Origin of the sequence: Rodentibacter rarus (genome assembly GCF_001998965.1) — a bacterium.
Classification (GTDB): Bacteria; Pseudomonadota; Gammaproteobacteria; order Enterobacterales; family Pasteurellaceae; genus Rodentibacter; species Rodentibacter rarus.
Genome location: NZ_MLHJ01000024.1, coordinates 1 through 21004, shown reverse-complemented (window position 1 = coordinate 21004; position 21004 = coordinate 1). Strand labels below are relative to the sequence as shown.

Annotated in this window: 27 protein-coding genes and 3 pseudogenes; 9 read left to right on the top strand and 21 right to left on the bottom strand. The window is 39.8% G+C overall.

What is annotated here, in order from left to right:
- Positions 1 to 694: 694 nt before the first annotated feature.
- The 15 genes and pseudogenes from BKK50_RS03685 to rpsJ form a co-directional block, all read right to left on the bottom strand.
- Positions 695 to 1240, bottom strand: a pseudogene (locus tag BKK50_RS03685) (IS1595 family transposase); the annotation flags it as partial.
- Positions 1241 to 2210: 970 nt separating this feature from the next.
- On the bottom strand, positions 2211 to 2990 hold the full coding sequence (locus BKK50_RS03680; protein WP_077415418.1) for a TonB family protein: 780 nt from the start codon (positions 2988 to 2990) through the stop codon (positions 2211 to 2213).
- A gap of 8 nt (positions 2991 to 2998) precedes the next feature.
- On the bottom strand, positions 2999 to 3421 hold the full coding sequence (gene exbD, locus BKK50_RS03675; RefSeq protein WP_077415416.1) for a TonB system transport protein ExbD: 423 nt from the start codon (positions 3419 to 3421) through the stop codon (positions 2999 to 3001).
- Positions 3422 to 3423: 2 nt separating this feature from the next.
- Positions 3424 to 3876, bottom strand: a complete 453-nt coding sequence (gene exbB, locus BKK50_RS03670) for a TonB-system energizer ExbB (protein WP_077415414.1) — start codon at positions 3874 to 3876, stop codon at positions 3424 to 3426.
- Positions 3877 to 4105: 229 nt separating this feature from the next.
- Complete coding sequence (rpsQ, locus tag BKK50_RS03665) at positions 4106 to 4363, bottom strand: 30S ribosomal protein S17 (RefSeq protein WP_005625886.1); 258 nt, start codon at positions 4361 to 4363, stop codon at positions 4106 to 4108.
- Positions 4363 to 4554 carry a 50S ribosomal protein L29 gene (gene rpmC / locus BKK50_RS03660; RefSeq protein ID WP_018356233.1) on the bottom strand — a complete coding sequence of 64 codons (192 nt, stop codon included), beginning with the start codon at positions 4552 to 4554 and terminating at the stop codon, positions 4363 to 4365. The genes rpsQ and rpmC overlap by 1 nt, the downstream gene beginning before the upstream one ends.
- Positions 4554 to 4964 carry a 50S ribosomal protein L16 gene (gene rplP / locus BKK50_RS03655; RefSeq protein ID WP_018356232.1) on the bottom strand — a complete coding sequence of 137 codons (411 nt, stop codon included), beginning with the start codon at positions 4962 to 4964 and terminating at the stop codon, positions 4554 to 4556. Before rplP ends, rpmC begins: the two co-directional genes overlap by 1 nt.
- Positions 4965 to 4977: 13 nt before the next feature.
- Entirely contained in the window at positions 4978 to 5685 is a 708-nt protein-coding gene (rpsC, locus tag BKK50_RS03650; protein WP_077415412.1) for a 30S ribosomal protein S3, read from the bottom strand.
- Positions 5686 to 5702: 17 nt separating this feature from the next.
- Positions 5703 to 6035 carry a 50S ribosomal protein L22 gene (gene rplV, locus BKK50_RS03645; protein WP_018356230.1) on the bottom strand — a complete coding sequence of 111 codons (333 nt, stop codon included), beginning with the start codon at positions 6033 to 6035 and terminating at the stop codon, positions 5703 to 5705.
- 11 nt (positions 6036 to 6046) lie between these two features.
- Positions 6047 to 6322, bottom strand: coding sequence for a 30S ribosomal protein S19 (gene rpsS / locus BKK50_RS03640; protein ID WP_005539416.1), 276 nt, complete (start codon positions 6320 to 6322; stop codon positions 6047 to 6049).
- Between the two features lie 25 nt (positions 6323 to 6347).
- Positions 6348 to 7169, bottom strand: a complete 822-nt coding sequence (rplB, locus tag BKK50_RS03635) for a 50S ribosomal protein L2 (RefSeq protein WP_018356229.1) — start codon at positions 7167 to 7169, stop codon at positions 6348 to 6350.
- Between the two features lie 17 nt (positions 7170 to 7186).
- Positions 7187 to 7486, bottom strand: a complete 300-nt coding sequence (gene rplW / locus BKK50_RS03630; RefSeq protein ID WP_018356228.1) for a 50S ribosomal protein L23 — start codon at positions 7484 to 7486, stop codon at positions 7187 to 7189.
- Entirely contained in the window at positions 7483 to 8085 is a 603-nt protein-coding gene (rplD, locus tag BKK50_RS03625) for a 50S ribosomal protein L4 (protein ID WP_077415410.1), read from the bottom strand. The genes rplW and rplD overlap by 4 nt, the downstream gene beginning before the upstream one ends.
- Positions 8086 to 8100: 15 nt before the next feature.
- Positions 8101 to 8727: a 50S ribosomal protein L3 gene (rplC, locus tag BKK50_RS03620; RefSeq protein ID WP_018356226.1), complete on the bottom strand. Its 627-nt coding sequence runs from the start codon at positions 8725 to 8727 to the stop codon at positions 8101 to 8103.
- 16 nt (positions 8728 to 8743) lie between these two features.
- Positions 8744 to 9055 (bottom strand): 30S ribosomal protein S10, encoded by a 312-nt coding sequence (gene rpsJ / locus BKK50_RS03615; protein ID WP_001181005.1) that lies wholly within the window; start codon positions 9053 to 9055, stop codon positions 8744 to 8746.
- Between the two features lie 407 nt (positions 9056 to 9462).
- Here rpsJ and BKK50_RS03610 point away from each other — a divergent pair, with 407 nt between their 5' ends.
- The gene (locus BKK50_RS03610) at positions 9463 to 9927 is read left to right on the top strand and encodes a P-loop NTPase family protein (protein ID WP_077415408.1); all 465 of its coding nucleotides are present in this window, start codon (positions 9463 to 9465) and stop codon (positions 9925 to 9927) included.
- A complete protein-coding gene (locus BKK50_RS03605; protein WP_077415406.1) occupies positions 9867 to 10703 on the top strand; it encodes a hypothetical protein in 837 nt (278 codons plus the stop codon). The genes BKK50_RS03610 and BKK50_RS03605 overlap by 61 nt, the downstream gene beginning before the upstream one ends.
- A gap of 117 nt (positions 10704 to 10820) precedes the next feature.
- On the opposite strand, the gene ftsX is transcribed toward BKK50_RS03605, so the two are convergent.
- Genes ftsX through ftsY form a run of 3 tightly spaced genes read right to left on the bottom strand, consistent with a single transcriptional unit; the run spans position 10821 to position 13793 of the window.
- Entirely contained in the window at positions 10821 to 11753 is a 933-nt protein-coding gene (gene ftsX, locus BKK50_RS03600) for a permease-like cell division protein FtsX (RefSeq protein WP_077415404.1), read from the bottom strand.
- A 9-nt stretch (positions 11754 to 11762) separates the two neighbouring features.
- The gene (gene ftsE / locus BKK50_RS03595) at positions 11763 to 12419 is read right to left on the bottom strand and encodes a cell division ATP-binding protein FtsE (protein WP_077415402.1); all 657 of its coding nucleotides are present in this window, start codon (positions 12417 to 12419) and stop codon (positions 11763 to 11765) included.
- A gap of 9 nt (positions 12420 to 12428) precedes the next feature.
- On the bottom strand, positions 12429 to 13793 hold the full coding sequence (gene ftsY / locus BKK50_RS03590; RefSeq protein WP_077415400.1) for a signal recognition particle-docking protein FtsY: 1365 nt from the start codon (positions 13791 to 13793) through the stop codon (positions 12429 to 12431).
- A gap of 97 nt (positions 13794 to 13890) precedes the next feature.
- Here ftsY and rsmD point away from each other — a divergent pair, with 97 nt between their 5' ends.
- Complete coding sequence (gene rsmD, locus BKK50_RS03585) at positions 13891 to 14472, top strand: 16S rRNA (guanine(966)-N(2))-methyltransferase RsmD (RefSeq protein ID WP_077415398.1); 582 nt, start codon at positions 13891 to 13893, stop codon at positions 14470 to 14472.
- 8 nt (positions 14473 to 14480) lie between these two features.
- Positions 14481 to 14957, top strand: a complete 477-nt coding sequence (trmL, locus tag BKK50_RS03580; RefSeq protein WP_077415396.1) for a tRNA (uridine(34)/cytosine(34)/5-carboxymethylaminomethyluridine(34)-2'-O)-methyltransferase TrmL — start codon at positions 14481 to 14483, stop codon at positions 14955 to 14957.
- Positions 14958 to 15279: 322 nt separating this feature from the next.
- On the opposite strand, the gene BKK50_RS03575 is transcribed toward trmL, so the two are convergent.
- The 3 genes and pseudogenes from BKK50_RS03575 to BKK50_RS03570 form a co-directional block, all read right to left on the bottom strand.
- On the bottom strand, positions 15280 to 15474 hold the full coding sequence (locus BKK50_RS03575) for a hypothetical protein (protein ID WP_077415394.1): 195 nt from the start codon (positions 15472 to 15474) through the stop codon (positions 15280 to 15282).
- Positions 15471 to 15758, bottom strand: a pseudogene (locus BKK50_RS13200) (hypothetical protein); the annotation flags it as partial. The gene BKK50_RS03575 and the pseudogene BKK50_RS13200, both read right to left, overlap by 4 nt.
- A 49-nt stretch (positions 15759 to 15807) precedes the next feature.
- On the bottom strand, positions 15808 to 16224 hold the full coding sequence (locus BKK50_RS03570) for a hypothetical protein (protein ID WP_143529742.1): 417 nt from the start codon (positions 16222 to 16224) through the stop codon (positions 15808 to 15810).
- Between the two features lie 357 nt (positions 16225 to 16581).
- Here BKK50_RS03570 and BKK50_RS03565 point away from each other — a divergent pair, with 357 nt between their 5' ends.
- From BKK50_RS03565 to BKK50_RS13195, 5 genes and pseudogenes are all read left to right on the top strand, one after another.
- Positions 16582 to 17943 carry a diaminobutyrate--2-oxoglutarate transaminase gene (locus BKK50_RS03565; RefSeq protein ID WP_077415390.1) on the top strand — a complete coding sequence of 454 codons (1362 nt, stop codon included), beginning with the start codon at positions 16582 to 16584 and terminating at the stop codon, positions 17941 to 17943.
- A 115-nt stretch (positions 17944 to 18058) separates the two neighbouring features.
- A complete protein-coding gene (locus BKK50_RS03560) occupies positions 18059 to 19591 on the top strand; it encodes a pyridoxal phosphate-dependent decarboxylase family protein (RefSeq protein WP_077415388.1) in 1533 nt (510 codons plus the stop codon).
- Between the two features lie 165 nt (positions 19592 to 19756).
- Positions 19757 to 20074: pseudogene (locus tag BKK50_RS12665) on the top strand (transposase).
- Positions 19987 to 20637, top strand: a complete 651-nt coding sequence (locus tag BKK50_RS03545; protein ID WP_143529741.1) for an IS3 family transposase — start codon at positions 19987 to 19989, stop codon at positions 20635 to 20637. Before BKK50_RS12665 ends, BKK50_RS03545 begins: the two are co-directional and overlap by 88 nt.
- On the top strand, positions 20606 to 20782 hold the full coding sequence (locus BKK50_RS13195) for an IS3 family transposase (RefSeq protein WP_143529740.1): 177 nt from the start codon (positions 20606 to 20608) through the stop codon (positions 20780 to 20782). The genes BKK50_RS03545 and BKK50_RS13195 overlap by 32 nt, the downstream gene beginning before the upstream one ends.
- The last annotated feature ends 222 nt before the right edge of the window (positions 20783 to 21004 follow it).

Sequence of the window (21004 nt, the reverse complement as noted above, 5' to 3'; positions counted from 1 at the left end):
GATGTAAAAGTGTGGGTATTTTTCCACTAATACTAGTCAGTTAACCTGCTGACTAGCTCTTTTGCATTTTCTCTCTCATATCTCTCAGATGGCTCCGCTTTTTCTTATACTCGAGTTCACAATGTCCTAGCTCATCTAAAAGCGATTGATATGCTTTAGGTTAATTTCCTGGGCTTAGTAATGATATACCGGTGAAATAAGCGATAATAGAAGTATTACATCCAGCAAAACTGAGTTTATTCAGAGCGATTCCTTTGCACTTTACCGTTTCTGTCATTGCTTTTCGGATGAGATCATACGGTCGGTAAAATTCCCCAAATCTCTTACTCGCCCCTCTCCGATTTCCACTTCTTAATGTATAGGCTTACTCCAATAAGTATTGCTTGACTTCTAAATAACTCAATTCAATTTCCTATCGGTGTGTCAATAAACTGAAGGACTTCACTCACTGGATAGGTTGTGTTATCAAGAATAGAGGTAATACATTGAAAATGTTTACCTTTTTCTAATAATCGCACACATAAGCACTCGGTAATTCGGTGTTTTATTTTCTCAATTGTGGTGTAACATTACTTATCTCCTTGACCTAATTTACGCAAGACATCGTATTTTACTCCTTTGTCGTAAGGAAATGAGCAATGGCTTTTGATAAACCAAATCAAGGGAAAAAAAGCCCTGGAGGTGTGCTAGACAATTAGACCAAATTCCCTCTAAGTAATTGTTTTAAAATGGAAATTTTAGTTTTATATTACTATAATCAAAAAAAACGCCATTCGCATTCCTTCAAATACAGCTCAAAATGGGCTTTAGGAATACCATTAAAGCGTTTTGCTTTCTCAATTCCGTTAATGTGGTCATGATTTTCTACAAAATTCATACCGTGATTAATACGAAAATGACTAAACTCACTCACATCATAACTGCGTAATAAGTATCGGTGTGGACAAGTCTATCAAGCTTGATCTGCTCCCGAATAATTGGAAGTATTATCGAACGGGTATTTGGTATATCCTCGGTGTAAGCCTTTCCATTACGCTTTAGAAGCCCGAATAGCGCAACTTTACCTGTCGTACCACGACTGCCTTTGTGAGCACCACCGAAATAGCTTTCATCACCCTCAATTTCACCTTCAAACGCCTCTAAATGAGGGCAGTTTTGATAGATAAGCAAGCGTAAGCGATGAAAAATAAAATGCGGCTATATTTTTGTTGATATTCGCCAACTCCGCAGATGTTTGTGCTAACTAAAATGACTTTTTCTTTATCCTAAATAAGACATTTGTCAGTTATCTAGTACAGCCCTAAAGCTTTTATCAAATAAGGTTAAACTATTTTCTTGCACTCTGTTGGCTAATCCTTTTGACAAGCCGCATTTCACTCGCTCGATAAGGAGCTAATTCGCTATTCATGACCTGATGACTCATTAAATCCATATGACAAATCACTTTTCCCAACTAGGTGTCCTGAGCGTCCGAATATTTGTGCATTTCAGGACCTTTTCTGTTCTAAAAAAACCACGCTGTCGATGAAAAAGAGGTCCAGCTCACGCCATTTTGGGCGTATTGATTGGCTAAAGTAAGGTGAAATTTAATTTAAAGAGCCGTATTAAACTTTATGTCCCCAATCGTTGTCTTGCTTGAACAATAGTGCCAAGGGATATCGCCTGTTTTACTGAGAAGGGCTCAATCAAGTTAGATTACGATGCTCAAAGATTGTTTGCGATAAAGCCCATTCCAATGTCCGACCAAATGATAGACTCAAGGGGAAGTCTACGCTTTCTAACTATCGCAATACCACTTTCTTGTAAAGCTTGGAGAACAGTTCATTATTAAGAAAGGCATTGAGTTTGTAGAGGGTATAACGTGAATAACGATGAAAAGTTGTTTTGAAGTCTTGTGAGAGTTTCATAAAAATAATCCGGTATCAAAGTTGACTCCGGATTATTTAACGGATTATTATCAACCGCCCAGATGGGGAAACTGACTGGCATTACGGTCAAAATTGAGCACACTTTTGCTTGTTATAAAACAAAGTTTAGCAATACTAACAGTCCGCACATAAAACGTGCGTTTTTTAGGCTACCCTATAAGAGTCTCCCCCTCCCCTCAAGGGAAACCGACGCTATAGTTTGTGTAAATGCCTGTTTTTGAGATAATACATTCAGACACAAGTATTTGCACAAATTACTGGAGAAGCTTACGGATTATTATTTTATTCTTGCAAACTAAATCGAATAGGAACAGAAGTTTTACTTGCAAAACCGGAGGGTTTAGGGCCAACGGGTTTTGCACTCTGCACTGCTTTTAATGCCGCATTATCTAAACTCTCATCCCCCGAGGATTTTATGACACTTTCACCACTCAACACACCATCATTTCCTATATTAAACGAAATATGAACAACTCCTTGTTTTCGCATCATTTTCGCCCGTGTTGGATATCGCTTTCTACGCTCAATTTCACGATAAAGTGCTGCCTTATAAGCCGCAATTTCATTACTATTTGTTCCGCTTCCTACCATATTAGCTTGAGTATTAACCGCATTGATACTGATCGCTTTTGAGTTCACCGAAAAAGCCGAGTTGATATTACGCTCTCCTACCGATAAATTTTTCGGTAATGCTTGTGTTTTTTCTGTGGGTTTCACCTCTTTTCTAGGTTTTTCCTTTCGTGGCTTGGGGTTATCTTTTGGTTTTTCCGGCTTTTTCTCTAATATTTTTTTCTTCTCAGGCTCAGGTTTCTTAGTAGGATCCGATACCACTTCCTCTTTCAATGGTTCAGGTTCTGTCTTCTGAGGTTCGAGTTCTGAACTAGGCTCCTCTATACGCATTCCCTGTATCATTTCCATCGAAATACGGGTTGCCAATTCACCTGCGTGATTATTCGCACTGTCACTGTTTTCCTGCCAGTTCCACAGCAAAGCACTTACAGCGACACCATGAATAAAGAGAGAAATCAATAAACCGAATGATAAACGTTTAGCTTGTTGCATCACTTTTCCTATTGCGTCCCCTTTTCCATACTCATGGAGTTTGACTGATTTCCTTTCTCTTTCATCGAAACTATCGCTACATTTTTAATGTCATTTTTAGAAAGAAGATCGGTAATCGTCACAAAATCTTGGAAACTCGCCTCTGCATCAATTTTTAATGTTACTTTCTGTGCTTTATCCCATTGATTAACTTCGCTTTCCAACGCTTCTTGGGATATGGGTTTATCATTAAAATAAAGCTCACCTTTTTTAGTCACCGTTACCAGTTTTGCAAGTTCATCGGATTTAAAAGCGACGGCTGTACTCGCTTTCGGCACATTCACTTGAATTTTACCTTGTGAAATAAATGATGCGGTAATCAATACAATTGCCAATAGCACCAACATAATATCAATGAACGGAATAATATTAATTTCATCAAATTTTTTCACAACTATTCCTTATCTTTTTGTGAATTTAACACTTTCCATTTCAAGCGATTTACTTCGATTTTACGGTTTAAACCGTTGTAAAAAATCATTGAAGGGATTGCGACCAAAATACCCAATGCCGTTGCTTTTAGCGCTAAAGAGAGATGGAGCATAATTTCACCGGCATCCACATCACCACCTCCCTGACCTATTTGATAAAAGGTTAACAAAATACCGATTACCGTCCCTAATAAGCCCACATAAGGCGCATTTGCGCCTACAGTCGAAATAATCGTCATATTTCTATTTAAATCAATATCTAAAGCATGGATATTGGCATACTTGCTGACATTGATTTTCGTTAAGAAAATAAAGCGCTCAATAACCATAGCGAGCATCAATATGCTCATCAAAAGTAAAAGTCCGATAATAATGTAATCGCTGTACTGTTGTAAAAATTCAAAAAGCTGAGGCATTTCCTATCCTTAAAACAATTGAGAATTAATTTCAATTAGGTAAGAATTCTAACAAAAGGAAAGACTATCGTAAATATGAATTAGAAAAATAGAGATATTTTTCACCGCACTTTACACTACTTATTTCTAAGAACGAATGGATATGAGCATAAGAGAAGAAAATTGATTTAAAGTTGAATACGAAAAAGCCAATGGCATAACCATTGGCTTGTATTTTCTTATTGTGAAATTAAGCGATAACCGCTTTTTCAACAACACGAACTAAAGTCCAAGACTTGGTTTTTGATAGAGGACGGCATTCACGAATCTCTACGGTATCACCAACTTTGGCTTCATTGTTCTCATCGTGTACGTGTAATTTTGTTGTACGACGGATAAATTTACCGTATAACGGGTGCTTTACCTTACGTTCAATTGCGACAACGAAAGATTTTTCCATTTTGTCGCTAACAACTTTACCTTGTACGCTACGAATTTTATCAGTCATTACTCACCCGCCTTTTCGGTTAATACAGTTTTTACACGTGCAATATCACGACGCACTTGTTTAGCCTGATGGGTTTGTTGAAGCTGACCGGTGGCTGTCTGCATACGCAACTTGAATTGTTCACCTAAAAGATTGAGCAATTCAGCATTCAGCTCTTCAACACTTTTTGTACGTAAATCTTGAGCTTTCATTACATCACCGTCTTAGTTACGAAAGTGGTCTTAACAGGCAACTTCGCTGCTGCTAATGCAAAAGCGTTTCTTGCCACTTCTTCAGACACACCATCCATTTCATAAAGTACTTTACCCGGTTGGATCAAGGCTACCCAGTACTCAACGTTACCTTTACCTTTCCCCATACGGACCTCTAATGGTTTTTCCGTGATTGGTTTATCTGGGAATACACGAATCCAGATTTTACCTTGACGTTTTACCGCACGTGACATAGCACGACGAGCTGCTTCGATTTGACGAGCTGTTAAACGACAACGACCAACCGCTTTTAAACCGTAAGTACCGAAACTCACTTCTGTACCATTTGCGATACCACGGTTACGACCTTTGTGGACTTTACGGAATTTTGTACGTTTTGGTTGCAACATTTAGCGTTTCTCCTTACTTACGACCTTTACCGCGTGGTGCCTTTCTAGGCTTATCGGCAGGTTGTTGTTCTGATTGCGCAACGGCAGCCATTCCACCAAGAATCTCACCTTTGAAGATCCATACTTTTACACCGATAACGCCGTAAGTAGTATGTGCTTCTGCAGTGTTATAATCGATGTCCGCACGAAGGGTATGAAGAGGTACGCGACCTTCACGATACCATTCTGAACGTGCGATTTCTGCACCACCTAAACGACCGCTAACCTCAACCTTGATACCTTTCGCACCTAAACGCATTGCACTTTGTACCGCACGTTTCATTGCACGACGGAACATCACACGGCGTTCTAATTGAGAAGCGATGCTTTCTGCAACTAATTTCGCATCTAATTCAGGTTTTTTCACTTCAGCAATGTTGATTTGAGCAGGAACGCCAGCAATTTTAGATACAGCGTTACGTAATTTTTCAACATCTTCGCCTTTCTTACCAATAACGATACCCGGACGAGCTGTGTGAATTGTTACACGAATACTTTTAGCTGGACGCTCAATAGTAATACGTGAAACTGAAGCATTTGCTAATTCTTTATTTAAGAATTGACGTACTTTGAAATCACCGTCAAGATTATCGGCGAAGTCTTTTGTATTCGCGAACCAAGTAGAGCTCCAAGGTTTTACAATACCCAGGCGAATACCATGTGGATGTACTTTTTGACCCATTGTTATTCTCCTACTGATTAACGATCTGACACAACCACGGTGATGTGGCTAGTACGTTTTAAAATACGATCTGCACGACCTTTAGCACGTGGCATAACACGTTTCATGCTAGGACCTTCATCTACGAAGATTTTAGCAACTTTAAGATCATCAATATCTGCACCATCATTATGCTCTGCGTTTGCAATAGCAGATTCTAAAACTTTCTTCACCAAAGATGCCGCTTTTTTATTAGTGAACGTTAAGATCTCTAATGCTTGCGCAACTTTTTTACCACGAATTAAATCGGCAACTAAGCGAGCTTTTTGGGCAGAAGTGCGAGCGTAACGATGTTTTGCGATAGTTTCCATCTCTTTACCTCTTATTTCTTAGCTTTCTTATCTGCCGCGTGACCGCGGTATGTACGAGTCGGTGCAAATTCACCTAATTTATGACCGATCATTTCATCAGATACATAAACAGGAACGTGCTGACGACCATTATGGACTGCGATGGTCAATCCGATCATTGATGGAATGATCATTGAACGACGGGACCAAGTTTTAATTGGCTTTTTATCCCCGCTTTCCACCGCCTTCTCTACCTTCTTCAACAAGTGTAGGTCAAGGAAAGGACCTTTCTTGAGAGAACGTGGCATGGCTAATCCTCTTTAATTTAATCTATTATTTGCCACGACGACGTACGATATATTTATCAGTACGTTTGTTGTGACGAGTTTTCTTACCTTTGGTTTGAACGCCCCATGGAGTAACAGGGTGTTTACCAAAGTTACGACCTTCACCACCACCGTGTGGGTGATCTACCGGGTTCATTGCAGTACCACGAACGGTCGGACGAATACCTCTCCAACGGTTCGCACCCGCTTTACCCAATACGCGAAGCATATGCTCTGAGTTACCAACTTCACCAATTGTCGCAACACATTCTGCTAATACTTTACGCATTTCGCCTGAACGCAAACGCAAAGTGACATAGTTGCCTTCACGAGCAATGATTTGTACATATGCACCGGCAGAACGAGCAATTTGACCGCCTTTACCCGGTTTTAATTCAACGTTATGTACCGTTGAACCAACTGGAATATTACGCATCGGTAATGCATTACCCACTTTAATTGGTGAGTTAATACCAGCTTGAATTTGATCGCCTACTGACAAGCCTTTCGGTGCTAGGATATAACGACGTTCACCATCTTTATAAAGCACTAAAGCAATGTTAGCAGAGCGGTTTGGATCATATTCTAAACGCTCAACAACCGCCGGAATATCTAACTTGTTACGTTTGAAATCGATTAAACGGTAGTGTTGTTTATGACCCCCACCAATGTGACGAGTTGTAATACGACCATAGTTGTTACGACCACCGGTTTTAGATTTAGTATCTAGTAATGGTGCGTAAGGTTTGCCCTTGTGTAATTCAGGGTTCACGATTTTAACAACGTGACGACGACCAGCGGAGGTCGGCTTACATTTCACGATAGCCATTCTCTATTCTCCTCCGATTACTCTGCACTGTCCACGAAGTCCAAATTTTGGCCTTCGGCTAAAGTTACATAAGCTTTTTTCCAGTCGCTACGGCGACCCATTTTGGTACCACGGCGTTTAGTTTTACCTTTAACAACCACAGTACGAACAGAATCTACTTTTACTTCAAATAATTGAGCAACAGCAGCAGCAATTTCAGCTTTGTTCGCATCTAAAGCAACTTTAAGTACAACAGTGTTAGATTTTTCAGCATTGTTGGTTGCTTTTTCAGAGATATGTGGTGCACGAAGCACACTCAGCAAACGTTCTTGACTCATGCTAAGATCTCCTCAATTTGTTTCACAGCATCAACAGTAACAATCACTTTATCGAAAGCGATTAAGCTTACCGGATCGATACCTTGTGCGTCACGTACGTCAACTTTATATAAGTTACGTGCTGCTAAGAATAGATTTTCATCTAAACTTGCTGTGATAATTAACGCATCTTCAACGGCTAAATCTTTTAATTTTTGTACTAAAACTTTAGTTTTTGGTGCATCAATCTCAAATTTTTCAACCACAACTAAGCGATCTTGACGAACTAATTCAGAAAGAATGCTTTTGATTGCACCACGGTACATTTTCTTGTTCACTTTTTGGCTATGATCTTGTGGTTTTGCTGCGAAGGTTGTACCACCAGAACGCCAAATTGGAGATTTAATATCACCAACACGAGCACGACCTGTACCTTTCTGACGCCAAGGTTTTTTACCTGAACCAGACACTTCAGCACGCGTTTTTTGAGCACGAGTACCTTGACGCGCACCTGCTGCATAAGCAACAACAACTTGGTGGATCAACGCTTCGTTAAACTCACGTCCGAAGGTAGTTTCAGAAACAGTGAGTGCATTTGCACCTACAACTTGTAATTCCATCTCTATCTCCTAGACTTATGCTTTAACTGCCGGCTTCACGATAACATCGCCATTGATAGCACCAGGTACAGAACCTTTTACTAATAGCAATTTACGCTCAGCATCTACACGAACGACCTCAAGTGATTGAACGGTTACACGCTCAGCACCTAAATGTCCTGCCATTTTTTTACCTTTAAACACACGACCCGGAGTTTGGTTTTGACCAATAGAACCAAGGACACGATGTGATAAAGAGTTACCGTGGGTAGCATCTTGAGTACGGAAATTCCAACGTTTAACACCACCTTGGAAACCTTTACCTTTAGAAGTACCGGTAACATCCACTTTTTTAACATCTGCAAAGATGTCAACATTGATTTCTTGACCTAAAGTGAATTCTTCACCTTCAGTACGGAATTCCCATAAACCGCGACCAGCTTCAACACCTGCTTTCACGAAATGACCTGCTTCAGGCTTAGTTACACGGTTCGCTTTTTTAGAACCAGTAGTAACTTGAATTGCAGTATAGCCATCGTTTTCAAGAGTTTTAACTTGAGTTACGCGGTTGGCTTCGATTTCGATAACGGTAACTGGTACTGACACACCATCTTCATTGAAGATACGGGTCATACCAACTTTACGACCGACTAAACCAATCATTGTAATAACCTCTTAATTAACCTAGGCTGATCTGCACGTCAACGCCGGCAGCCAAATCTAAACGCATTAATGCATCAACAGTTTTTTCTGTTGGCTCTACGATATCGACTAAACGTTTATGAGTACGAATTTCGTATTGGTCACGAGCATCTTTGTTCACATGTGGAGAAATCAACACGGTGAAACGTTCTTTACGAGTTGGTAAAGGAATCGGACCACGAACTTGCGCACCGGTACGTTTAGCTGTTTCTACGATCTCCGCAGTAGATTGGTCGATCAAACGGTGATCGAACGCTTTTAAGCGGATACGGATTCTTTGGTTCTGCATTAGACCAGAGCTCCAATAAAATTTAGCTAATAAAAAAACTAACACCAATCACAATTCTAACTTCAAACATAGATAAAGGAGGTGCAAGTTACCTGTTATATAGTCTCCAAATCGGAAACATTGTTTAACGCAACATATCGTTGCGCACGTTTAATAAATGATTACATTAAACGGCTCTCACACTGAAAGCTCGCAAATACTACATAAAACCGAAACGGATTGCAAGGTATTTATTTAAAAATAGATGAAAAGTGCGGTTGTTTTCCACATAGTTTTACAACCTCTGCTGTTTTCAATCCTTTTACCTTACGTAATGCTACTTTGTAGTATAATCACACTTCTTGCAATTTAATGGAATGCCTATAAAATCGGTTTTGAGCTTTCAATAAAAAAATTATAGAAAACTTATGCTAGAGTATTCAAAAAAATATATTGCTAGGCACGTTAAATTTATAAGTCCGGATGTAATTGAAATCAGACGCCCTGTTTCGCCAACAATCCGTTTTTTCATTGTTGCTTTTTATATTGTATTTATAATAATCGCTTTTATAGAATATCAATTTAGGGATGATATTTCTAAGCAAGACATCTTTGATGCTTTCTTTCATCCTGCTGAGGTAACAAATCGCAAATATCAAGAATATATAGAATACGTCACTGAAAACCTAGAAGGAAAAACAAGGAAAGAAAATGAAATAAAGCTATTTCAGCCAGATTATAAACATAATATATCATCACCTCTTAAAGATGAACAAATCGAAAAAATTTATAACTTTAGAAATGCTGAATTAAATGAACATCTAGATAAAGAGTGTTTTTTAAAGATCGTTACTGTGCTCAACATACTTATTTTAAACTTTATAATGAATTAGAAAGAATAAAAATACCGACTCTTAAAGAATTTGAAAAGGTATATCCGAATCTTATTCTAAGTTTACGCCAATGGGGTTATACATTTTTCTTAAGTCCACTTTTTCTTTTACTATTTCTTGCGTTAATTCCTAATCAACGCCCCATCAGAATTGACAAACGTAAGAGAATTGCTTATTTACAATCTTGGGGAAGGTTTTATATTTACAAAATCCCACAAGTTATTTTTAAACGCAAAAAATATAATAATAGTGAGAATATTACTGCACAAACACTTTCTTTTAATAATGGTATTGCTTTCTTAAAAACAATAATTAATACCGATTCAGATTACCTATTACCAATGATGCACAGTGAAAAACCAAGAATGATCTTATTAGGTCTTCCGGCTGAGAAAAAAGAATCTATCATTGTTAGACAAATTGGAAATGGTGGAATAGGAGAAGGTGAGCTAATGAATTTTATCGAAGACTTTTTACTTAGCGAAAATGACGATTTTTATTCGATTTATTCACCAATAAAAAGCAAATATAATATGCTAAGTTTTACTTTATTTCCTATAAGCTATCACGAAGATAAAACGCTAGAACGTATTGAAAAATGGCTTAATAAACCAAGTAATAATGAAGAATCACAAAATTTTGCAAAAGCAAAAGCTATATATTATCAAATTGAAAAGAAAGTAGATAAAGCACTCACTAGAAAGATTATTATAGTTACAATTATGATCGGTATTGGCTCTCTTATTCAAACGCTAAGATTGAGAGGGCTTTTGTAATGGGCAAAATTATTTTTACCTTATTGTAGTGACTCCAATTAAATCGGATCTGCTATAAAGGATATGCGGTTATCCGGTTTTTACAAATTTCCCCTCAAAAACAAGCGCACTTTTTCCTTAAACCTGCTTATCAATCAAGGCAATGTGTCTTTTTGCGGCGATCCAAGCGCCAACATAACCCATAATCAAACAGCTGACTAAGAGAAAAATCAATTCTCCGACAGCTAAGCCGTTTAGGGCAAACTGTACGGCGAAAATATCGGTCACATACTTCACCGCAGACGTGAAATAGCCAATGATAAAACTACTAAAAATGGCAGCAACAAAACCACCCAGCAGAGCATAAATCATACCGGTGTAGAGGTAAGGACGGAGGATGAAATGATCTGTTGCGCCGAGTAATTTCATCACATCAATGTCAGCCCGGCCGCTATATACATCGGAACGAATACTGTTGCCGATCACTAAGAACACGGCAATCGCCATTAACACCGTACAAAAAATTGCCACATGTGCTACCAGCCATGAAAGTGCGGTCAATTTTTCCATCCAATCATTATCTAACCGTACTTCTTGCACGCCTTTAATTTTATCGAGATTGGCACGCAGGCTTTCCCGTTTTTCAGACGCATTAAATTCACTCGTGGGTTTCACCATCACCACTGCCGGTAAGGGGTTGTCATCAAGAATGTCCAATTCTTCCCCAAAACCGGACCAGCTTTTAAACTCCTTTAAGCTCTCTTGGCGGGAAACGTAATTGAGAGAATCCACCCCTTCTTGTTGGCGGATTTTTTCCACCACTAAATTCGCATCTTCTTCCGTTAAATTTTTGTGTAAATAAATGGTGAGTTCACTTTCCGGATAAAATTGTGTGGTCGCTAAATGTAAATTTTTCCACATGAGATAGCTGACTGTCGGAATCGTGAGCGAAACTGCAATCACCAAAATCGTCAGCAATGTACCGAATTTGCGTTGCCACAAATCTGCCCATACAGCTCGTAAGGTGTAAGCCGTTTGCACAATAAAAGAAGCATCCGTTGATCGGCTCATAGTATTTCCTTAATAACGTAAATAGCCTTGTTCAAGCACTAAACAAGGTTTTGGTTTTTGTTGAATGAGATTAATGTCGTGAGTAGCGATTAATACGGTCATTCCCAAACGATTGAACTCTTCAAAGAGATTAAAAATCCCTAAAGATAGTTCATCATCGAGATTCCCCGTCGGTTCATCCGCCAATAAAAGTTGTGGTTTATGCACAATCGCACGGGCAATATCCACCCGCTGTTGTTCCCCACCGGAAATTTGTGGCGGCAAATAATGCGCCTTGTTACGAAGCCCTACGCGATCAAGCGATGCCATCGCACGAGAGTGGGCATCTTTCGGATTCATACCGGTAATAATCAGCGGTAATGCCACATTCTCTACCACGGTCCGATCAGTCAATAAGCGGTAATCTTGGTGAACCATGCCAATTTGACGGCGTAAAAAAGGAATCTCATATTTTGACAGGCGAGTAATGTCGTGGCCATTAAACCAGATTTGCCCCGCATTGGCTTTTTCCATGCCCATAATCAATTTGAGCAAGGTGCTTTTCCCCGCTCCGGAATGGCCGACAAGATAGGTCATACTGCCAACCGGTAAATGAAAATTCAGCCCTTGCAACGCCGGTTGGGTTGCGCCGTGATAGGCTTTGGATACATTAGAAAATTTAATCACGATCTGTCCTTATTCTTCTTCGTGGATAAATAATGCGTCAATAAATTCTTGGGCGTTAAACTCGCGTAAATCTTCAATTTTTTCTCCGACACCAATATAACGAATCGGTAAGTTAAACTGATCGGCAATGGCGAAAATCACCCCGCCTTTTGCCGTGCCATCCAGTTTTGTGAGAGAAATACCGGTTAAACCGACCGCTTCATTAAATAATTTTGCTTGGCTGATAGCATTTTGCCCCGTTCCCGCATCAAGCGTGAGCATAATTTCATGAGGGGCGGTTTCATCATATTTTTTCATCACTCGGACGATTTTTTTCAACTCGTCCATTAAATTATTTTTATTTTGTAAACGCCCTGCGGTATCAGCAATTAAAATATCAATATTACGAGCCGCCGCAGATTGCATGGCATCAAAAATCACTGAGGCAGAATCCGCCCCCGTACTTTGTGCGATAACCGGAATATGGTTACGTTCGCCCCACACCTGCAACTGCTCCACCGCCGCTGCACGGAAAGTATCGCCGGCTGCCAACATCACGGATTTCCCTTCCTCTTGGAATTTACGGGCAAGTTTACCAATGGTGGTGGTTTTCCCCACGCCGTTCACCCCTACCATTAAAATCACATAAGGTTTTTTGCTACGGTCAATGGTTAAAGGCTGAGCCACCGGCTCAAGAATGGTTGCCATTTCCACTTTTAACTGTTGATACAACAATTCGGCATCTTGCAATTGCTTACGACTGGCGTGTTCCGTTAAATTTTTGATGATTTTCGTAGTGGTTGGCACGCCAATATCGGCAATGAGCAGTTGTTCTTCCAATTCCTCAAACAATTCATCATCAATTTTTTTACCTAAGAAAAAATGGCGGAAACCTGCACCAATATTTTGTTTTGTTTTGAGTAATCCTTTCACTAAACGACTGAAAAAACCGCCCTCACTTGGTTTTTCACGAGTCTCACTCTGGGCGCCCAATTGGGCTTCAGGATGAAATTCTTGTTTCACCTCTTCGACAATATCAGCTTCAATCTCCTCCCCTTCAACGGCGCAATTTTCTTCTACATTTTCAGGCTCAATAATCGTGTCAGGGTGCTCAAGTGCGGTTGAAATTTCTGAATTTTTTTCTTCTATTTCAGCTTGTTCCACCTCATCTTTTGGCGCCTCTTCAGTTAAAACAGCGTCAAAATTGACCGCACTTTCTGCTTTATCTGACTGCTCTTTCACCTTTTCAACAGAAGGTTCGATAATTTCATTTTCAACAGCCGTTTCCTCGATTTTTTCTTCTTCAATGGTGGGTTCAATTTGCGTGCTTTCTTGTTTTTTATTACGCCCAAATAATGATGCCCAAAATCCGCCTTTTTTCTTTTCTTCTACCATAAATTGTTCTCTTAACTGCTGTCCGATAAAAATGTGGTTCATTCTAGCAAAAAATCGTCTAAACTAAGCAGAATTTTCACTAAAAATCCGTTTCTTTATGAAAAAATCACAAGGACAATCGCCAAAAGGTGAAGTTCGTATTATCGCCGGACTTTGGCGTGGACGGAAATTACCCGTGTTAAACGCCGAAGGGTTACGCCCCACCGGCGACCGTGTCAAAGAAACCTTATTCAATTGGTTAATGCCCTACATTCATCAGGCAAAATGTTTAGACGGTTTTGCCGGCAGTGGTTCGTTAGGGATTGAAGCCCTTTCCCGTCAAGCCGAAAAAGTGACCTTTTTAGAAAAAGACAAAACCGTTGCCCATCAACTGAAAAAAAATCTGCAAACGTTGAAATGCACGGAAAAACAAGCTCAGGTATTCAATCAAAGTTGTTTAGATTTTTTAAAACTACCGCAAAATCAACCGTACTTTGATGTGGTGTTTCTTGATCCGCCTTTTCATTTTGGTTTGGCTGAACAAGCGATCCGACTACTTACCGAAAATAACTGGCTGTATCCCAATGCCCTTATTTATGTGGAAACGGAAAAAGACAGCCACGTCAACACACCTGAACATTGGACATTATTAAAAGAAAAAACCACCGGAATGGTGAACTATCGTTTATATCAAAATTGAGAGAAATTATGTTAGATATTGTGTTATATGAGCCTGAAATTCCGCAAAATACCGGCAATATTATCCGCCTTTGTGCCAACACCGGTTTTCGTCTGCATTTAATCGATCCCCTCGGTTTCACGTGGGATGACAAACGCCTGCGCCGTTCGGGATTGGACTACCACGAATTTGCCCATATCAAACGCCATAAAACTTTTGAGGCTTTTTTAGAAAATGAAAAACCGAAACGGTTATTTGCCCTCACCACCAAAGGTTCACCGGTCCATAGCCAAGTGAAATTTGAACAGGGGGATTACTTAATGTTCGGCCCTGAAACCCGGGGTATTCCAATGACCATTCTAGACACTCTGCCGATGGAACAAAAAATCCGTATTCCGATGACCGCCAATAGCCGCAGTATGAATTTATCCAATGCAGTGGCCGTCACCGTGTATGAGGCTTGGCGGCAGCTTGGCTATGGAGGTGCAGTCAATCTCGCTGAATAGCCGGGAAGAAAAGAGGTGGCTCCCCCCCCACCTTTTGACCTAATGGGGAGAATGAGGGTAAGTAAAATAACGTCGGTAATTATGTCGTAAATGCACAATTTTCATTTTCCACGCCATACGAACCCTATGGTATTAATTAACCTAAATCACTTTGTGGCTATCAACCCTAATATAACCGGAGTTAATCAACCTCGCACGACTCGTACGAGGTGAAAATTTGTTCGTGCGATTGCCACATAATACTAAAAAATCTGAGAGAATTTTAACCGCTCTTTTTTATTACCGTTTTTCCAAAGAAAATGACATTTCGTCTAATGCTTTATTACCCGTTTCGGGAATAAAATGTTTCACATAAAATAAGCACCGATACAGCAAAGCCCAGTTCACCGGAGGTCAAGCCAAATCCAAATGCTGAACGGCGGATAGATTCAACCGTGCCACTGATCACCGCCGTATCAAAACCGAATAAGAATCCTCCTGAGATATTAAGTACCGTATAATTTTTTGAGTATTTCAACAGGCACAACTTGATCGCGATGACACTGTAAAAAACCAAATGGGCTTATTTATTAATACATTCAATTGTGTCTTAGTGGGAACTTGAGCGGGGCAAGCAATTAATGCCTCTGTAAATAAATCAGGTTTTGCTGCAAATAGTCGTAACCCTTGATCCCCTCCCATAGCGCCTCCTACGATATAAACCCGTTGGCGGTCAATGTTAGGATGTTGTGCAATAAATTGGGTCACTAATTTTAATAAATCATCTGTGTAATCACGTTCTCCACAATAAGTGCGGTCATTTAATACAAAGTTTTTTAACCAAAAACTCGGACATTACGGTGCAAAAATATTAAGGATAATCAAACAATACTTTAGTTGATTTATTCCAAAATGTTATTGCCATTTTATCGGCCAAAAGATTGCTTTGATTCTTCCCACCTTCTCCTGCACCGTGTAAACAGATGATTAAAGGATGTTTGTGATTTAACTGACGAGGAAAATAAACACTATAAGAAAAATCATAAAATAAATGTTGCTGAAATTCATCTACACCTAAACAATAAATGGGGAGAATTTGACAAAGTAAAGTACGAGGGGTTATTTGTTGAGAAAATTGGATTTTTATCTCTAATTTTGACCGCTCTTGAGTAAATCTTATAGGATCAAAAGATAAAAGTTTGGTTGTGATAGAATAGATATCAGGTTTGAGCCACACTGAAATATAGTGTGAATCAAAATATTGATATTCTGCAAGCTCAACTTTCATCCATTGATTTTTCGTATTTTTACTTTTTAACCCAATTTGAATATCCGACAAGGAAAACGAAACCAAAACACATATTCCTTCAAAAATATGTGGTGAATGAAAAAATCACTTTCTTTTTTAGTAAAAAAATGTACCATTAAGCGCCTTTGAATGTGCTCTGCATTTAAAGCGTTGCTTCCAGGGTCTTCCGATCTTTTGGAAAATCAAACAGAGCAAAAATAAAAAAGCTGAAACGCTTTTTTTAATAAGTAGCGAGTCAAATGCCCCAAGGCATCTTATCTTTAAGGATAAGAAAGCTTAGTCTTTCCGCAAGGCACCCGACTTATTTTTTTAACCTCTTTTTGAAGGTCTCTATAAATGACAAACACTCCTGTAAATCCAATTCATCAAGCAACTAACGCTTATTACTTAGATCGCCAAAATGAAATGGAATCCAATGTTCGTAGTTATCCAAGAAAACTTCCTCTTGCAATCGCAAAAGCACAAGGCTGTTGGGTTACTGATGTAGAAGGCAATCAATATTTGGATTGTTTAGCCGGTGCGGGGACATTAGCCTTAGGGCATAATCATCCGGCTGTAATTGAAGCAATTCAAGATGTGTTAGCAAGCGGCTTACCGTTACATACACTTGATTTAACCACGCCATTAAAAGATGCATTTACCGCTGAACTGTTATCCTTCTTCCCTAAGGATCAATATCGCCTACAATTCTGTGGCCCAACGGGTGCAGATGGTACGGAAGCCGCAATTAAACTTGCGAAAACCTATACCGGTCGCGGTAATGTCATTGCATTTTCCGGTGGCTATCACGGAATGACACAGGGTTCACTCTCAATGACGGGTAACCTAAACGCAAAAAATGCCGTACAAAACTTAATGCCCGGCGTTCAATTTCTACCTTACCCACACGAATATCGTTGTCCATTAGGCATTGGTGGTGAAGCGGGTGTTGAGGCGCTAACTTACTATTTTGAAAACTTTATTGAAGATGTAGAAAGCGGTGTTGTAAAACCTGCGGCAGTGATTTTAGAAGCGATTCAAGGCGAAGGCGGTGTCGTGAGTGCGCCAACCAAATGGTTACAAAAAATCCGTGAAGTCACCCAAAAACACGGTATTGTTTTAATTTTAGACGAAGTACAAGCGGGTTTCTGTCGTTCCGGCAAAATGTTTGCTTTCGAACACGCAGGTATCGAGCCAGATGTGGTTGTAATGTCGAAGGCAGTGGGTGGCAGCTTACCATTAGCCGTATTAGCAATTAAAAAAGAATTTGATGCTTGGCAACCTGCCGGACACACAGGGACATTCCGTGGCAATCAATTAGCAATGGCAACAGGCTACGTTTCGCTCAAAATAATGAAAGAGCAGAACCTTGCTCAAAATGCGGAGCAGCGTGGTGTCTTCCTTCAAACGGAACTCAAACGTCTCAGTGAGCAGTATGGCTGTATCGGCAATGTACGGGGCAAAGGATTAATGATTGGTATTGAGATTGTCGATGAACGCCAAACAAAAGATCGTATTGGTTCATACCCTGCCGATCCTCAACTTGCCGCAGAAATCCAAAAAGCCTGTTTTAACCACAAATTACTATTAGAACGTGGCGGACGAGGTGGCAATGTTGTTCGTATTCTTTGTCCATTAATCATCAACCAAGCTGAATGTGAAGAGATGATTACTCGCTTTCGAAAAGCTGTTGCAGACGCACTCGCATTACGCAATTAATAAAGGACAATCCGAAGAGAATATTCACCTCTTCGGATTTTTTGCGATATCAGCTCCTTCAGTAAAAACCAAACAGGAGCGCAATCTCTAATTTATCCCCTATTGGAAAGATAAGATGACAAATTTCTCTCAGCACAAACAAGCCTTATTCTGCAATGATGATAACGCAATTGCGGACTATCAAACCGCAATGCATGATGCCGTAAAAGCGGTCAGTTTATGGCTAAAAAATGAAAAAATGTATACAGGCGGTAGTATCAAACAACTTCGTTCAGAAATTACCTTTACGCCTTCTAAAGAGGGTCTCGGGATACAAAAATCCCTTGCCCGCTTAACGGATCTTTTTTTGAATAAAAGCCTAAAAGTTCATCACCCCCATTCATTAGCTCATTTACATTGCCCAACAATGGTGGCAAGCCAAATTGCCGAAGTGTTAATTAATGCGACCAACCAGTCAATGGATTCTTGGGATCAAAGCCCTGTGGGTTCATTAATGGAAGTTGAACTAATCAATTGGTTACGCCAAAAAGCAGGTTACGAAGCCGGTCAAGCCGGCGTATTTACCTCTGGTGGAACACAATCTAATTTAATGGGGTTATTATTGGCTCGTGATGCTTGCATTGCCACTTATTGGAAACAAGAAAATGGTTCAGAATGGTCGGTGCAAAAATTAGGGTTACCTCCTGAAGCGCTCACCAAAGTGAAAGTACTTTGTTCCGAAAACGCTCACTTTTCCGTACAAAAAAATATGGCAATGATGGGAATGGGATTCCAATCCGTTATCACCGTTCCATCAAATAAAAATGGTCAAATGGATACTCAAGCACTGACAAAAATGATTGCCGAACAGATCGATCAGGGTAACATTATCGCTTGTGTCATTGCCACAGCCGGAACAACCGATGCCGGAGCTATCGATCCATTACCCCAAATCAGTACAATTTGTCACCAATACAGTATTTGGTTACACGTTGATGCTGCTTGGGGAGGAGCATTACTACTTTCCAACCAATATCGCCATCTCTTAAACGGTTTAGAATTAGCGGACTCTATCACCCTTGATTTCCACAAACATTTCTTCCAAACAATTTCCTGTGGAGCATTCTTACTCAAAGATGAACAAAATTATCGCTTTATTGATTACAAGGCGGATTACCTCAATTCGGAATATGATGAACAACACGGAGTACCTAATTTAGTCGCAAAATCACTACAAACTACTCGCCGTTTTGATGCGCTTAAATTATGGTTCACAGTGGAAGCCTTAGGGGAAGAACTATACGGCTCAATGATCGATCACGGTATCAATTTAACTCGTGAAGTAGCCGACTATATCAAACAGAGCAATGGCTTGGAGCTCTTAGTTGAGCCACAATTTGCCTCCGTGCTATTCCGTGTTGTGCCACCAAGTTACCCGAGTGAATGGCTAGACAGCCTTAATCAAAATGTAGCGGACGAACTCTTCGCACGTGGAGAAGCCAATATCGGTGTAACCAAAGTGGGGAATATACAAGCACTGAAAATGACAACGCTCAGCCCGATTGTCACCTTAGATAATATCAAAGCATTACTAAACCAAGTACAAGATGAAACAAAACGAATCAAAGAGACTATTGCAAAAGGGGAATATACTCCAGCAATTGACTAAGATTCAAATAAAAGGGATAAAAAAAGTGCGGTTGAAAAAACAATTAAATTTTCAACCGCACTTTGATCTGCAACCCAAAACCTGGACACCCAATTTAAGGTGCAGATGATGTCCTATTCTTATCAATTTCGTTTAAAAATTATCAAACTTGTCACCGAGTAGAATTTGGACATTCGAGAGGTAGCTAAACTTCATAAAATCTTCCATTCGCTCGTCATTTATTGGCTAAAAACATTTCGGGAAAGAGGGCTTGATGGCGTAAAATCTCGTTATACAACCCCTTAAACACCGAAAATAGTGAAGCCAAAGATGAAAAAGAAAGAGATTGAAATCCCTGAACCAACAGACTTTTCCCCAAAAGCGTTTAAAAAGCGACAACGAGAACCCGCCTTGGCTTGTGCGGAGATTGCTTACCTAAAGGAGTTGGAGGCGCTAGACCGTCAAAAACAACGACAGAAAAAAGAAAAATCATTGAAAGATTAAGGCCAAATTCATTGTTGCTGTATAAAAAGAACAGAAAGCGGAATGGCTACCGCCCAATGACATTTAAGTTACGCCAAATGGGTTTCCATTTGAATCATAAAACGGTGTTAAAGCTGATGAATGAGTTAGGAATTCATTCCATTTTGCGCAAGAAAAAACACGGGAAACGAGGGAAAACATCACATATTGCACCGAATGTGCTGAATCGTGATTTTACCGCAAAGGCACTCAATCAAAAATGGGTAACGGATGTCACCGAATTTCACGTTGAGCAAGAAAAACTCTATTTTTCACCGTTGATGGACTTGGCTAATCGAGAAATTATTGCTTATCGTTTTGCAACACGCCCTAAGTTTTCACCGGTGAAATCCAGGTTAGACCAAGGGCTTAGCCGACTTAAAGCGACAGAATGCCCGATTATTCACAGCAACCAAGGTGTATTGTATGGCACGCAGGAATGGGTAAAAATGTTAGAGGGTAAAGCGGTGCAAAGCATGAGTCGCCGAGGAAATGGCTACGATAATGCGGTGATTGAAAGTTTTTTTTGCGATATTAAAATCTGAATGCTTTTACTCACGCACTTATACTTCAATCGCTGAATTGCAGGCAGAAATTGAAGAATATTTGGTGTATTACAACGAAAAACGAATTAAACTCGATTTAAAGGGATTGAGCTCGGTACAATACCGAGCTCAATATTTAAGTTAATAACCATCTAACTTTTTGGGGGGCAGATCATTTTTTAATCCCGCACCATACTAAAACAGTGCAACGTAATGAGCATATTCTCCAAATGAGAAATAAGTAAGAAATGAGACAAGAGTCTCCCATTGTTAATGGATAGATTGCTAGTTATTTTTCTTGATAAATAAAAAAATCCCCTAAACCTTTCGATTCAGGGGATTCCTTTAATTTGAACCTGGCGGTGCC

Excerpts from the sequence above, each read along its gene's own strand:
- BKK50_RS03680 (WP_077415418.1), bottom strand. The coding sequence starts at position 2,990 with ATGCAACAAGCTAAACGTTTATCATTCGGTTTATTGATTTCTCTCTTT.
- exbB (WP_077415414.1), bottom strand. The coding sequence starts at position 3,876 with ATGCCTCAGCTTTTTGAATTTTTACAACAGTACAGCGATTACATTATT.
- rpsQ (WP_005625886.1), bottom strand. The coding sequence starts at position 4,363 with ATGACTGATAAAATTCGTAGCGTACAAGGTAAAGTTGTTAGCGACAAA.
- rpmC (WP_018356233.1), bottom strand. The coding sequence starts at position 4,554 with ATGAAAGCTCAAGATTTACGTACAAAAAGTGTTGAAGAGCTGAATGCT.
- rplP (WP_018356232.1), bottom strand. The coding sequence starts at position 4,964 with ATGTTGCAACCAAAACGTACAAAATTCCGTAAAGTCCACAAAGGTCGT.
- rpsC (WP_077415412.1), bottom strand. The coding sequence starts at position 5,685 with ATGGGTCAAAAAGTACATCCACATGGTATTCGCCTGGGTATTGTAAAA.
- rplV (WP_018356230.1), bottom strand. The coding sequence starts at position 6,035 with ATGGAAACTATCGCAAAACATCGTTACGCTCGCACTTCTGCCCAAAAA.
- rpsS (WP_005539416.1), bottom strand. The coding sequence starts at position 6,322 with ATGCCACGTTCTCTCAAGAAAGGTCCTTTCCTTGACCTACACTTGTTG.
- rplB (WP_018356229.1), bottom strand. The coding sequence starts at position 7,169 with ATGGCTATCGTGAAATGTAAGCCGACCTCCGCTGGTCGTCGTCACGTT.
- rplW (WP_018356228.1), bottom strand. The coding sequence starts at position 7,486 with ATGAGTCAAGAACGTTTGCTGAGTGTGCTTCGTGCACCACATATCTCT.
- rplD (WP_077415410.1), bottom strand. The coding sequence starts at position 8,085 with ATGGAATTACAAGTTGTAGGTGCAAATGCACTCACTGTTTCTGAAACT.
- rplC (WP_018356226.1), bottom strand. The coding sequence starts at position 8,727 with ATGATTGGTTTAGTCGGTCGTAAAGTTGGTATGACCCGTATCTTCAAT.
- rpsJ (WP_001181005.1), bottom strand. The coding sequence starts at position 9,055 with ATGCAGAACCAAAGAATCCGTATCCGCTTAAAAGCGTTCGATCACCGT.
- BKK50_RS03610 (WP_077415408.1), top strand. The coding sequence starts at position 9,463 with ATGCTAGAGTATTCAAAAAAATATATTGCTAGGCACGTTAAATTTATA.
- ftsX (WP_077415404.1), bottom strand. The coding sequence starts at position 11,753 with ATGAGCCGATCAACGGATGCTTCTTTTATTGTGCAAACGGCTTACACC.
- ftsY (WP_077415400.1), bottom strand. The coding sequence starts at position 13,793 with ATGGTAGAAGAAAAGAAAAAAGGCGGATTTTGGGCATCATTATTTGGG.
- rsmD (WP_077415398.1), top strand. The coding sequence starts at position 13,891 with ATGAAAAAATCACAAGGACAATCGCCAAAAGGTGAAGTTCGTATTATC.
- trmL (WP_077415396.1), top strand. The coding sequence starts at position 14,481 with ATGTTAGATATTGTGTTATATGAGCCTGAAATTCCGCAAAATACCGGC.
- BKK50_RS03570 (WP_143529742.1), bottom strand. The coding sequence starts at position 16,224 with ATGAAAGTTGAGCTTGCAGAATATCAATATTTTGATTCACACTATATT.
- BKK50_RS03565 (WP_077415390.1), top strand. The coding sequence starts at position 16,582 with ATGACAAACACTCCTGTAAATCCAATTCATCAAGCAACTAACGCTTAT.
- BKK50_RS03560 (WP_077415388.1), top strand. The coding sequence starts at position 18,059 with ATGACAAATTTCTCTCAGCACAAACAAGCCTTATTCTGCAATGATGAT.